Here is a 12,498-nt window from a genome sequence, read left to right on the forward strand (position 1 = left end):
ATGATCCAAGTAGCTTCTTTATTTTTCTTGCACCAATATGTTATGTCTGCTTTGCTAAATCTATAACTGGTTGACCCCATGGTGTAGTGGTCAGCACTCCACCCTTTCACGGTGGCAGCACGGGTTCGAATCCCGTTGGGGTCGCTTTTGGTGCAGCGTTTCATGAAAAGAAAAACGGCCTATCTTCCTTTGCACTATGGGAAAGCCCCTAGTTATCTTTTTGAAAGGATGGTACGACTGGCCCGGGCTATGACCCAATTGATTGTCGAAGAGTATGGTCCTGATGAAATGCTCAGAAGGCTTTCTGATCCTTGGTGGTTTCAAGCGTTCGGATGTGTTCTAGGTTTTGATTGGCATTCTTCGGGACTGACTACGGTCTGCTGTGGTGCCTTAAAGGAAGCACAAAAGAGATATGGGGATATCGGCATCTTCGTGGCTGGAGGCAAAGGTGGAGAATCAAGGAAGACCCCAGAGGAAATCGCCAGGATTGCTGATCGCTTAGCAATTAATGCTGCTGAAAGTCTTATCCGCACCTCTAGGCTTGTCGCAAAAGTAGATTCTGCAGCCCTTCAAGATGGATTTGCTCTTTATCATCACTGTTTTTTTTTCACCGCTTCTGGTTCCTGGTGTGTCATCCAACAAGGAATGAACGAAACTACTCGCTACGCACGCCGATATCATTGGTTAGGAGAAAGCACAAAAAACTTTGTTTGTAACCCTCATGCAGCAATTGATGATTTATCTGAAGAAAATGAGGGGCTCCTTTCTGAATCTGAAATCAACAAAAAGAGGCAAACTCCCGATAAAAGCATCCTTCTGAATATGATTGCTGGAGAAGCAGAGCGATCAAGACAAACTTGTAGCGAATTGGCTAGAGAAAAACCTCAAAAAACCTTAAATTTAATTTCTGAAATTCTTTGTGGCCCCACCCTTTTTGCTCCGGCCCGACACACTATTAGCAGCACCGATATCCGTTTAATAAACCTCAAAGCTCTTCATAAAGCCATCGTTTCAGCTTACGAAAGAAACCCAAAAGACTTCCAATCACTTCTTGAAACCCCGCATGTTGGTCCGGCTACAATTCGGAGTCTTGCTCTTGTAGCAGAACTATTGTTTGGAGTCCCGATCTGCAGAAAGGATCCAATTGAAGACTTTCCAAAGCAGATCAATGGTCGGCGTTGGGCCGATTATGCATTTGCTCATGGAGGCAAAGATGGGATCCCCTATCCTATTGATCGAGTTTCTTATGACCGGAACATTGGGATTCTAGAAGAAACTATAAGAAGAGCTAAATTAGGATATATAGAAAAAAAAGATGCCTTAAAAAGACTTGCTCATATTGCCCAATCCTCCCTCCATACCCTCTCTGGCGGCCAGTGCTCCAGCCAGAGCCTTGGACTTGGCTGGTGATGAAGGCCGCCCTATTCCGGCGTTTCTTGCCGTTCGATGTACTGTTTGAGGACGGTTAATGGGGCGCCCCCGCACGTGATAACGCAGTAGGAACGGCTCCAAAGAACTGCCTTACGATAGAAACGGGCGACCGTTGTGGCAAACTCTCTGCGGAGAAGCCTGGAAGAAGTTGTCTTGAGATGGTTCAGGAAGCGGCTGAGTCCAAGATTTGGTGGCAACGCAACTAGCAAGTGAACGTGGTCAGATTCTCCGTTGCACTCAAGCAGCTGTCCGCCCCATCCATCCCAGCGCATTTCCGCAATAGCACGCAACCGGTCAAGCATGGGGCGGGTGAGCGCCTTGCGGCGGTATTTTGTGACAAGAACTAAATGGTAGTGCAGCGCGTAAACGCAGTGATGCAGAAGGTGCAAACGCACTTGACCTGTCATTACACTAAATGATAGACCATATTGCTGGCCACTGTCCAGCGTCGCCTCATGATGATCGCATCACCCGCTGGTCTTCCCGTTCTGGACCCGGTCGAGCGCAAGGTCACCTACCGGCTCTATCCATCCAAGACCGTCCGGGATGAGCTTTTGCGGACTCGGTGGGTCCATTGCTTTCTCTGGAACCTAGCTTTGGAGGAGCGCAGGCGGGCGTGGAAGGAGGAAAAGCGGCGCATCGGCTTCGCCGAGCAGTGCCGATGGCTAACCGAGCTCCGTTCCCGCAGCGCGCTTCTCGCCTCGATCAACGCTCAATCCGCCCAGGTAACGCTCAAGAGGTTGGATCTCGCCTTTCAGGCGTTCTTCCGCCGCGTCCGGCAAGGCGAAAATCCGGGATGCCCGCGTTTCAAGCAGGCAGGGCGATTCAGCGGTTTCGGCTTCAAGCAGCACGAAGGTGACTGGCGGCTGCTCGCCAGAGAGCGAAGCGCTCACCTGAAGCTTCGTCTCTCCGGCATTGGGGAGATCCCGATCCGGGGCAAGGCCCGGACTCCCGGAGAACCCAGGACATGCGAGATCTTTCTTTCCGGCGGCCGATGGTATGCGTCGGTCACGATGCGCTGCCGGCCGGCGCGGGAGCATGGCTGTGGAGCCGAGGCTTTCGACCTGGGCACGGAGCGGTTCCTGACCAGCGCCAGGTTGGAGCCTGGAAAGAGCGAGCCGGACGTTTCCGAGGTCGCCAATCCGCGCCATCTGCGCAAGGCGCTTAAGAAGCTCAGGAAGCTCGGGAGAACGATCTCCCGCAAGATGGAGGCGGCGATCCGCAAGCACGGGAAACGGAAGGGATTTCGCATTTCCAAGAGGTTGCGCAAGCAGTACGAGCTGCTCGCCCGGATGCACGCCAAGGTGGCGAATGTCAGGAAGGATTTCCTGCACAAGCAGAGCGCCGCGATGGTGAGACGCAGCGGACTGTTGATCACGGAGGAGCTGGAGCCGAAAAGGATGACGGCTTCGGCCCGGGGCAGCCAGAAAAAGCCCGGGAAACGTGTGCGGCAAAAAGCCGGGCTGAATCGAGAGATGTTGGACGCATCGTTCGGAGCTTTCGGGGCGATGGTCGGATACAAAGCGGAAGAGGCTGGTATCGGATAGCTGGAAGCACAGGCGAGGACGTTGAAGCCAAGCCAGAGATGCCACCGATGCGGCGGCGTCGTGGAAAAGACCCTCGGCGACCGGTGGCATGAGTGCGCATGCGGAGCGTCCTGCCATCGGGACGAGAACTCGGCGCTCGGGCTTCTCGACTGGGGCTTGGCGAAGTGGGAGAAGGATCACGGCTTCGCCTTTCCAAGGCCGAAGGTCGTTGTATACGGAAAGGAATGGACGGGAACCGATCCATGCGTGGAGCGGGAAGCTCTGGCCGGATAGAACCTCGCTGCGGGCTGGAAGTCCGCGAGCCGAGCATACTCCGGTGAAACTGTCCGCAGGGAAGCGCGAAACTCCATCCCAGAGCCCTCAGGCTTGGATGGGTAGTTCATTTAAAGATCCATTCTTTGAACATAAAAAGAATAGCTACTAATATTGTTGGGACTAATGCCATTATAAAAAGCTTAGTTGAAGCAATCCCATCTGGGAAAAACTTTCTAAGAAGTGACCAACCCACCAAGTTTGGAGCATTGGCTATAATCGTTAAGCCACCCCCGGATAAAGCACCCCCGATAATTGCTCTTTTTTTCATTTCGTCTAATTCCGGAACAATTAATGTAGCTAAGTAGGATATAAGGGCATTATCATTAAAAGAACTCAGCATAACAGAAACTACATAGAGAGGCAAAAAAGACAGATGGCTTAATAGCCGATTGATCCACCAAGACTGAAGATTTCCAAAGACTTCAAGAGAGGCCAGAAAGAATCCTACCAAAAAAGCTTTTTGCAAAGGAATTTCTCCTTGATAAGGTTTCGTGGCGTCCACAAAAGACAGAAAAAAAACGAGGATTCCAAACAAAAGTAAAAAATAGTCTTTTATAATGACCGTAGAAACAAGAAACCCAATATTGCCAATGACTATCCAAATAGGAATTTTTTCTCTCAGAGATTCAGCTGGCCCAGTTTCAGCCAAAAGGCTCAGTCTTTCTTTTTCTAACCTTTTAAATTCCTCTTGGAATACAAAATAATACAGGAGATTGGCAAGGACTATGCCACAGGCAAAGACAAATCCAAAATGAATAAGCATATAGAAGCTATCCCATTGCCATTTTTGAGAAACCAGAACAACCGGTGGAGCGGCATAATTCGTAAGTGTCCCTCCAATTGAAATATTGAAAAAAAGGAGTCCTATCGTCGCATAAGCTAAAGACTGTTTGGGGTTTAAACAGAAAAGCTTTTCTGCTAGCAACAGTGCACTGATCGTTATTGCCGAAGCTTCCGTTATGAAAGACCCAAAAATCGGGCCGAGTGTTAATATCAAAAACCACCAACTGGTTACGCTGTCTTTTGTTATTCGAGCAAAACAGCCTATAAGCCTTTGCGATATATAGAGAATTGGTTGAGCCGAAGAAATAGTCATTAAAACGGCAACAAATAAAGCTTCGGTATATTCCGTTTTCAATTTTAACTTTTCAAGGGTTGCGTCCCAACCAAATCGCCATAAAGACACTATTAAAAGCGGTAAGAGCCATAATCCAAAAATGATTTCAACCTCTCCTAAATAACGTACTAGAACCCCAAAGAAATAGAGCCAATGGCTCCTAGTCATTTTTCCACCGCTTGTCTGCCATGCATAATCAATCAACGCTTCTCCCTTGCGAAATAGCACAGGAGAAATCAACGTATGAAACACGGCTAGAAGAAAAAATCCTGTCGCTATATAATCAAAAGGATCTAAAACCATACTTAACTTAAAAATAAAACAAATTATCCCCAATTTTTTCAAAGGGAATTGATCCAACCAGATACAGGTATAAAAAAACGGCAAGTGCTTGTTGCCATATCCAACAGTTATTATTGCAGCAGTCCCATAGGGACGATCAGATCTATTAGACTGCATTAGATCTCCTTAAACCAGTCTAAACAGTTAGTCAGCTGACATTCAGCTTTTCCAAGAAGCCAGGTTGATGCGGCACCTGACAGGTCAAAAGCTTTTTTGCTACTTAACCCTATGCTAATTTGATCTCTTCCTATTAGATAGTTGAGAACCTATTTAAGCAGTCTTCAATCAAATTGATTGAACCTCTTATTAAATTGTGTATTTAAGACCAATCCAATAGAAGCACAAATATTCCTTTATTTGTCCACAGGTAGGATATCATTGAGAGCTTTATATAAGGCCCATACCATACCTTCTATGTCCTCCAATGACGAACAATAGGGGGGAACAAGAATAAGAACATTCTTGATAGGTCGAGTGACAAGACCATAGTCTTTTGCCTTTTCGCTGACTGCCCATCCTATATCAAGATTAGAATCGATAAGCCTGTTTTCATTTTTATCTTTGAGGATTTCTACAGCTAACACGGCTCCTTCTACCCTCACATCTCCCACTAAAGGATGCTGCCAAAAAATAGTGGAAGAAGATTTTAATTGTCTAGAAATCGCCTTTATCCATCCGAGTGTATTTTCTTCCTCGAAAATTTTTAAATTTTCCAAAGCCGAAGCACAAGCTAGCGGATTAGCCGTATAACTATGTCCATGAAGAAAAGCTTCCTCATAGCCTCCTTTGAAGTCATCAAAGATTTCTTCCCTGATAAGGGTTGCGGCTATGGGCAATGTACCTCCCGATAACCCTTTAGCCAAACAGATAAAATCAGCATACACATCTTCTTTATGTGATGCAATCAAGTGGCCTGTCCTTCCCATGCCACTGAAAACTTCATCGACAATAAAAAAGGCTCCAGCTTCCTTAGTTAACTTAAAGGCTTCTTTTAAATACCCTTCTGGATGCATCCACATTCCCGATGCTCCTTGAATTTTAGGTTCTATTATCAGCGCTGCCAGTCTCTTTTTATTTTTTTCGATTGCTTTTTTCAGTGCATCAAGGCATTCCCAAGAACAAATTTTCGATTCTCTTGCATCGATTCCCCTACTGCTTTTAGCCTTATTCCACGGGCAGTGGAAACAGGATGGGGCAGGTAGGCTTTCCGAATCAAAAAGTAACTCTTTAAACCGGCTCTGAAATGGGATAGAAGAAACACTCATTGCGCCGACTGTATCTCCATGATAACTGCCTTCTAAACAAAGAAATAAAGTCCTTTCCTTTTCCTTTCTTTGCTTTAAAGCCTGCCAAGCTATTTTAATTGCTGTTTCTACAGCTGTAGAACCATTATCAGAAAAAAAAACCCTGTATTTGTTTGCACTACCTTGAGAAATAAGCAAAGAGAGTTTTTGTCCTAGATTAACCGCCCACTGATGGGTATTTCCTAAAAAAGAAACATGATCGATTTTTTCTAGACACGCTAATATCGCTTTAATAATACGCGGATGACGATGCCCATGCGTAGTAGTCCAGATTGAGGAATTGCCATCCCAAAACCTATTTTTCTTCCTATCAAAAAGATAACAACCCTCAGCTTTGTCTATAACAAGAGGTTCATAGGGTGGATCGAACCATTTATTATAGGGAGTAAACGGATGCCAAAGAAATTGTTTATCAGCCGCAATGATCGAATTAACTTCAGACATAAGAGCTTTTAGAAGATTTTATTGTACCAAACATTTTTTCAGGGCGCCTTTTAAGTAGTCGATTTGTTCTGTAGAATGGAGTGCTGTCAGCGAGATCCTTAATCTTGCTGTCCCTTTAGGAACAGTGGGATAACGAATAGGAGGAAGATAAATCCCCATTTTTTCTAGCTCTTGGGATACTTGGATAGCTTTAGCCTCCTCTCCAATTAGTATGGGTATAATGGGAGAAAAAAAAAGACGGCTATTGGGGCTTTCTTCCATAAAATAAGCAAGGTTGTCTTTTAGTTTCTTTCTTAGCTCTGTGCCACTCTCTGATTTAATGATATTGAGGGCAGAGCAAGCCGCTGCAATGGATGAAGGACTAAGAGCAGTGGAAAAAATAAACGATCTGCCTTTGTTGATTACCCAATCTATAAGCAGAGCTGTCGAGGCGATATAGCCTCCCTGAGATCCTAACGCTTTAGAAAAAGTCCCCATTAAGACATCTACCTTATCCATTACCTTCAGGCAACTGGCCAGACCATTGCCCTCTTCCCCTACTATACCTTCAGCATGGGCATCATCTAATAAAAGTAACCCTTCATATCTCTCTTTGAGTTCAACAATCTCTGCCAGTGGGGCTATATCCCCATCCATAGAAAAAATAGATTCGCTAATAATCAATATCTTTTCGTAGCTTGCCGCATATCTATCCAAGATCTGTTTTAAGTTTTGGATATCATTATGCCCAAAGACCCTGATTGTAGCCTGACTTAATCTGGCTCCATCCCATAATGAAGCATGACAGAGCTTATCCATTAAAATCAAATCCGATTTGCCGACTAAAGCTGGTATAGTCCCAATGGCTGCACTATATCCTGTTGGGAAAATCAAGGCCTTTTCTTTCCCTTTCCATTGTGCCAATGCTTTTTCAAGAGGAGAAAAAAGGGGATTGTTTCCTGATATCAACCGGGAAGCCGAACAACTAGCTCCATATTCCTGGATCGCCTGCTGCGCCTTCTCCTTGACTAATGGATGTCGGGAAAGCCCAAGATAATCGTTTGATGAAAAATTTATGATCTGTTTACCTTCGTATTCGGCCCGCATCCCTTCTATCGGCCAAAAATCCTTTAGTCTTCGAAATAGATTTTTATTTTTAAGCTCGTCAAGCCCCTTTGCTAACTTCTGAACGAATTTTTTTTCGCCTTCAACAATCATAAAGCTTCTGTAGAACGAACAACCTTCCCATTGATAATAACAATCGAAGGCTCTTTTTGCTCATAAAGGAGAGCTTCCAATGGATCAGAAGAAGAATTAAAAGGGATAGCCACCAGATCAGCATAGGCACCGACAGAAATTTCTCCAAGTTTGCCTTGTAATCCCAAAGCCTTAGCAGGATTAACTGTAACCATCTTCCACCAATCCACGATGGATATTTCTGGGAATGCTTGTTGAGCCTTCTGTATTTCTTTTCTCATATCCAAAGAGTCGTTGGAAGCCAGGCTGTCAGTCCCCAAAACGACATTGACTCCTCTAGATAAAAGCTGCCTTAAAGGAAAAGGATCATGACCAAAAAAGGCATGCGATTTAGGACAATAAACAACATTCCAAGAATTTTTTTTAAACCAATCCCAATCAGTCTCGTCTAGGTAATTAAGATGGACTAAAAAGGCATTTTTAGTCAACAGCTCATTTTCAGCAAGATAACGAAGTGGTGTGGATTTTTTAAACCTTGCACTCCTTGGCTCTATTCGAGAAATAAAATCGAACAACCCTCCTTTTTTTTGCGTGAACATCTCATATTCTTCATAAGATTCTGCTACATGAGTCATTAATAACCCATTTTTTTGAAAACACCACCTCTTTGATAACGCGTATAATTCAGGGCTTGCCGTATAGGGAGAATGCGGAGAGAGTCCAATAGCCGTCGAAGAAGATTGGTTGCTAAAAAAAAGAAGAGAGCCAGCTAATTTTTCATCTGTCCAATAAGAGCGGTTGACATCGATAAGCTCAAGAAAACTAAAGACCCGTAATGGATAAGGGGATTCAAAAAGAAAAATTTCAGGCATGGATACAACGTCAAGTACACAGGTAATGGCTGATTTCAAAAGCAAATCGATACCCATGCTATGGGCTTTGAGATAATCAATTACCGATAATGTCTTTTTAAATCGAATAATAGTCTGCAGCCAATCCACAAAAGCTCCTTTGGAAGCTGACAATTTATCCTTCAAAAGCGTGTATTCTAAATGACAGTGAGAATTGATAAACCCAGGAAAAATTATAGAATTGCCTACTTCAAGGACTTTTTCTCCTTCCAACGCTTCCAAAGAAGTCGCCACCTCGACAATTGTATTTCCTCTGATTCGAATTGCTCCAGGTGATAATATCAACCCCGGTTTACATACAACATGGGAAGCTTTGAGAAGAACCATTCAGTTTGAATTCTATTTGAAGGAAAATAAAAATAAAGGCAAAATTGTATGAATAAGACTCCTCATCCATCCAAAGATAAAAAGGCTTTTCCCTTATCTTTTTTTCCTCCAAACATCTACTGTTTCTAAAAACATACTCGGGTCATGCTTACGCCTGACCCGAGTTCGCCCTTTTCTTCATGGTTTTGTGCCGGGCTGACACAAGATTGCCAGGACAGTTTCGTTCTCCAGGGGAGCGGGATAGAATTAGCATGTCATCTTGACAATCAAAGAGGACACCTCCCCTTCCCGCCGTCTTTCGCTACTGCTTGTTGATGCTCCGACCGATCAGAGCTCCAAACTCCTTCGGCGAATAGTGGTTGTGCCATGCCTATTCTTAACTAGATTAGCATCGCAATATCGTTAACTATTCATTACTCTAAAAGGTGAGGGGGCTTATAAAATATATATCTTCAGCTTACAGAAGACCTATCTTATTGGCTCATAGAGACCTAAAAAGAAGAAAAGAAAAATTACTTGGAAACTATAGGATTGTTAGCCAACCAAAGCCGCATGGCCTTCAAAGAAAAATAAAAGAACAAGTTTAAGAAAGCTCTTTTTTCCCTTCCTTTTTAATGAAAGGAAGGTTAAGGGGCAAAGTAGGATATTGGGAGTAGAGTTTTGGAAAACATAAAGGAGCGTATTTCTTCCAAAGCCAATGCAAGCAATAAAGGAATGTGTAGGAATAAATTATGGAGATAATCCAACCAGCACAAATATCTGAAGGATAATGCACTCCCATGTATATTCTTGAGTAGCTTACCATGAAAACCCATAACCAGAGCCAAATAGCCGGTAACCCATAAACGGCTGTAGCCATGACCGCAGCAGCTGTATTATTGGCAGCATGTCCAGAAGGAAAAGATCTTCCCCTTGCCCGCTCTTCTGTCCTCGAAGGATTTGAATAGTATATTTGATTTGATTTTTCCACAACTCTAACATTGGGAAGCACCTGAAAAGGTCTTGGTCTATGGACCACTTCTTTGATTGTATCAATGATTAACCGATCACCAACTAGAACAGAAAAAAGCACTAAAATAACAACCAACCGTTCTCTAAATTTTCCAAAATAAAGGATGGAAATTCCTAGTAACCACAAAGGCAAACGAAAATTCCCCAAATCAGAAATAAAAGGCATCAACTTATCCAGCCATGGCGTATGCGCTCCATTAATCCAATAAAAGACAAAAAGATCCAGCGACATCGACGAAGAGACAGAAAAGTTTATCGTTTATAAAGCCTCAAAGCATTTCCAATAACAAAAAGATCCGATAATCCCATAGCAGCCGCGCAAATCGAAGGAGACATTTTTCCCATCACCGCAAGAGGAATAGCTAAAGTATTATACAAGAACGCCCAAAAAAGATTTTCTTTTATTGTTTTAAGAGTTTTATCACTGATTTCTAATAGAATTGGAATAATTTCTATATCCGCATTCAGCAACACAATATCAGCGGATTCCTTAGCAATATCACTGGCATTCAAAACGGCAATTCCCAGATCTGCTTGAGCTAGAGCTGGAGCGTCATTTATCCCATCTCCAATAAAAGCAATCGATTTACCCTTTTCCTGAAACCGCTTAACGACAGCCGCTTTCTCTTCAGGACGGACTTCAGCAATTATGTTTTCAGGGGGAATGCCTATTTCTATTCCAAATTTCATGGCAATTTCCTTTTTATCTCCAGAAAGGATGTATACGGTATAGCCTCTAGCTAAGAGTTTTGCAATGACCGCCTTAGCATGAGGTTTAATAGGGGCATACACAGGATAAAAAGCCAACAGTTTTTCGTCCATAGATAATCCAATTCCTATAGAGCTATTCATTTGTTGATCCCAACCATTAACACCTAGGCTTTTTAGCCATGAAACAGAACCCAACCTTACTATTCGATCTTCATAAATAGCTTGGATTCCCGCTCCTGGCTTTTCTTGCCACTGCATCAAAGGAAAAGGTTGAGAACTTTTACACTTTTCTGCCAGCGCACGGCTTATCGGATGAAGACTTGATTTGCAAAGAGAATAAGCCAGCGCATCTGCAAAGGAAGGATCTTGAAAGAAATAAATTGGATTTCCTATACTTAATACAGGTTCCGTTAAAGTTCCAGTTTTATCGAAAATAACATCTTTAATTTTTCCACATTTTTCAAGGGCAGATCCGTCCCTGATCAATACTCCTAAAGAAGCCAGTCGATTTGATGCCACCATAATTGCCGCAGGTGTCGCAAGCCCCATAGCGCATGGACAGGCTACTACGAGAACAGAGGCTGCTCTAATTAGCGCCGTTTCCCATTTGGTCTTTCCTGACATTCCCCATCCCAAAGCTGTGATAATGGCTATAGCTATAACCGCAATCACAAAAACACTACTTATCTTGTCCACAAAATTCTGAATGGAAGCCCGACTTTCCTGAGCTTTCAAAACAACTTCAGCAATATGGGCAAGAACCGTTTTTTCACCCGAAGAAGTCACGCGGATCACAAGCCGAGCATTAAGGTTAAGAGTTCCTGCAAATACTTTTTTACCAGGAGCCTTATCAACTGGTCTACTTTCTCCTGTTAGCATGCTTTCATCTACAACTCCTTCTCCATCAATTACCTCCCCATCCACCGGAATCCGTTCACCCGGTTTCAAAACTACTCTTTGACCGACAGAAAGGGTTTCGACAGGTACTTTTTTTTCTACGTTATTGTCCAACAAAAGATTTGCATAAGGAGGGGCTAGCTCTAAAAGCTTCTTAAGAGTTCTATTGGCTTTACTTGAGACCCTTGCCTCCAGCCAATGTCCGGCACTTACCAAAGTGATAATGGCCGCTGCTTCATCAAAGTAGTAGTGTTCTATAATTCCAGGAAAGAGGAGACCCAAAGTGCTTAAAAGAAAAGCTGAAGAACTGCCTAAAGAGACAAGGGTGTCCATGTCCAATCTACCACTACGAATCTGACGATAGGCTCCTAGATAAAAGGAAGAGCCACTGATTATTTGAACAGGCAGAGCTAGCACAAACAGATAAAGTCCAAAGAAGAAATTCCAATGCACATACAACGTCGTCATCCACGAAGAGGGTACCGAAAGGCTAAAGAGGAAGTTCCCTAACCAGAAAGGTGGGGATCGCACGGTAAATTGGCTTATATAAAGGATAGTTGTCAGAAACAAACCCAGAAAAAGAGATCGGGTCCAACGCTTGGAAGCCTCCTCTTCATCTTCTTCTACCATCAACTTTGCCTCATAGCCAGCACTCTTAACCGCCTCCACAAGCTGTGTAGGCTGACAGCCTTCTTCAGCATTTACCACCGCCCGAGACGTTTCGAGATCCACATGAGCCGATACTACCTTAGGAACTTGTGTGAGTGCGTTTCGAACATGTCTCACACAATTACTACATGTCATACCTTCAATTCGTAACTTTATTTTCATTCAAAAAATATATGCATAAGGCTTAACTGTTCCTAAAAAATTCCCTTTTGATTCCCCAAAAACCTATTGAAACTGATCATAAAGAGAGCTTGTCGGAATAAAGGAGACCAAAAACGATCGAAAACCAACAGAAG

Annotated in this window: 10 protein-coding genes and 1 tRNA gene; 4 read left to right on the forward strand and 7 right to left on the reverse strand. The window is 43.6% G+C overall.

Annotated features, from left to right (window positions below):
- Nucleotides 1-72: 72 nt before the first annotated feature.
- Nucleotides 73-144: transfer RNA gene (locus QOL44_RS07695), tRNA-Glu, on the forward strand.
- A gap of 18 nt (nt 145-162) precedes the next feature.
- Nucleotides 163-1,410: a DUF763 domain-containing protein gene (locus tag QOL44_RS07700; protein WP_045086865.1), complete on the forward strand. Its 1,248-nt coding sequence runs from the start codon at nt 163-165 to the stop codon at nt 1,408-1,410.
- Between the two features lie 11 nt (nt 1,411-1,421).
- On the opposite strand, the gene tnpA is transcribed toward QOL44_RS07700, so the two are convergent.
- Nucleotides 1,422-1,838 (reverse strand): IS200/IS605 family transposase, encoded by a 417-nt coding sequence (tnpA, locus tag QOL44_RS07705; RefSeq protein ID WP_283401170.1) that lies wholly within the window; start codon nt 1,836-1,838, stop codon nt 1,422-1,424.
- A gap of 48 nt (nt 1,839-1,886) precedes the next feature.
- Here tnpA and QOL44_RS07710 point away from each other — a divergent pair, with 48 nt between their 5' ends.
- Together QOL44_RS07710 and QOL44_RS11320 are read left to right on the forward strand one after the other, a co-directional pair.
- Nucleotides 1,887-2,978, forward strand: a complete 1,092-nt coding sequence (locus QOL44_RS07710; protein ID WP_079199600.1) for an RNA-guided endonuclease InsQ/TnpB family protein — start codon at nt 1,887-1,889, stop codon at nt 2,976-2,978.
- Nucleotides 2,979-2,999: 21 nt separating this feature from the next.
- A complete protein-coding gene (locus QOL44_RS11320) occupies nt 3,000-3,251 on the forward strand; it encodes a zinc ribbon domain-containing protein (RefSeq protein ID WP_390886885.1) in 252 nt (83 codons plus the stop codon).
- A 106-nt stretch (nt 3,252-3,357) separates the two neighbouring features.
- On the opposite strand, the gene QOL44_RS07715 is transcribed toward QOL44_RS11320, so the two are convergent.
- From QOL44_RS07715 to QOL44_RS07740, 6 genes are all read right to left on the reverse strand, one after another.
- Nucleotides 3,358-4,869, reverse strand: coding sequence for a putative Na+/H+ antiporter (locus tag QOL44_RS07715; protein WP_009058355.1), 1,512 nt, complete (start codon nt 4,867-4,869; stop codon nt 3,358-3,360).
- A gap of 236 nt (nt 4,870-5,105) precedes the next feature.
- The gene (gene bioA / locus QOL44_RS07720; protein WP_009058354.1) at nt 5,106-6,500 is read right to left on the reverse strand and encodes an adenosylmethionine--8-amino-7-oxononanoate transaminase; all 1,395 of its coding nucleotides are present in this window, start codon (nt 6,498-6,500) and stop codon (nt 5,106-5,108) included.
- Nucleotides 6,501-6,518: 18 nt separating this feature from the next.
- Nucleotides 6,519-7,697 (reverse strand): 8-amino-7-oxononanoate synthase, encoded by a 1,179-nt coding sequence (gene bioF / locus QOL44_RS07725; RefSeq protein ID WP_009058353.1) that lies wholly within the window; start codon nt 7,695-7,697, stop codon nt 6,519-6,521.
- Complete coding sequence (locus QOL44_RS07730; RefSeq protein WP_009058352.1) at nt 7,694-8,914, reverse strand: amidohydrolase family protein; 1,221 nt, start codon at nt 8,912-8,914, stop codon at nt 7,694-7,696. The genes bioF and QOL44_RS07730 overlap by 4 nt, the downstream gene beginning before the upstream one ends.
- Before the next feature lie 583 nt (nt 8,915-9,497).
- On the reverse strand, nt 9,498-10,157 hold the full coding sequence (locus tag QOL44_RS07735; protein ID WP_009058351.1) for a phosphatase PAP2 family protein: 660 nt from the start codon (nt 10,155-10,157) through the stop codon (nt 9,498-9,500).
- Nucleotides 10,158-10,177: 20 nt separating this feature from the next.
- On the reverse strand, nt 10,178-12,364 hold the full coding sequence (locus QOL44_RS07740; protein ID WP_009058350.1) for a heavy metal translocating P-type ATPase: 2,187 nt from the start codon (nt 12,362-12,364) through the stop codon (nt 10,178-10,180).
- Between the last annotated feature and the right edge of the window lie 134 nt (nt 12,365-12,498).

Source organism: Candidatus Methylacidiphilum fumarolicum (genome assembly GCF_949774925.1).
Classification (GTDB): domain Bacteria; phylum Verrucomicrobiota; class Verrucomicrobiia; order Methylacidiphilales; family Methylacidiphilaceae; genus Methylacidiphilum; species Methylacidiphilum fumarolicum.

Coding starts and splice junctions, on each gene's coding strand:
- QOL44_RS07700 (WP_045086865.1), top strand. CDS start 163: ATGAAAAGAAAAACGGCCTATCTTCCTTTGCACTATGGGAAAGCCCCT.
- tnpA (WP_283401170.1), bottom strand. CDS start 1,838: ATGACAGGTCAAGTGCGTTTGCACCTTCTGCATCACTGCGTTTACGCG.
- QOL44_RS07710 (WP_079199600.1), top strand. CDS start 1,887: ATGATGATCGCATCACCCGCTGGTCTTCCCGTTCTGGACCCGGTCGAG.
- QOL44_RS07715 (WP_009058355.1), bottom strand. CDS start 4,869: ATGCAGTCTAATAGATCTGATCGTCCCTATGGGACTGCTGCAATAATA.
- bioA (WP_009058354.1), bottom strand. CDS start 6,500: ATGTCTGAAGTTAATTCGATCATTGCGGCTGATAAACAATTTCTTTGG.
- bioF (WP_009058353.1), bottom strand. CDS start 7,697: ATGATTGTTGAAGGCGAAAAAAAATTCGTTCAGAAGTTAGCAAAGGGG.
- QOL44_RS07730 (WP_009058352.1), bottom strand. CDS start 8,914: ATGGTTCTTCTCAAAGCTTCCCATGTTGTATGTAAACCGGGGTTGATA.
- QOL44_RS07735 (WP_009058351.1), bottom strand. CDS start 10,157: ATGTCGCTGGATCTTTTTGTCTTTTATTGGATTAATGGAGCGCATACG.
- QOL44_RS07740 (WP_009058350.1), bottom strand. CDS start 12,364: ATGAAAATAAAGTTACGAATTGAAGGTATGACATGTAGTAATTGTGTG.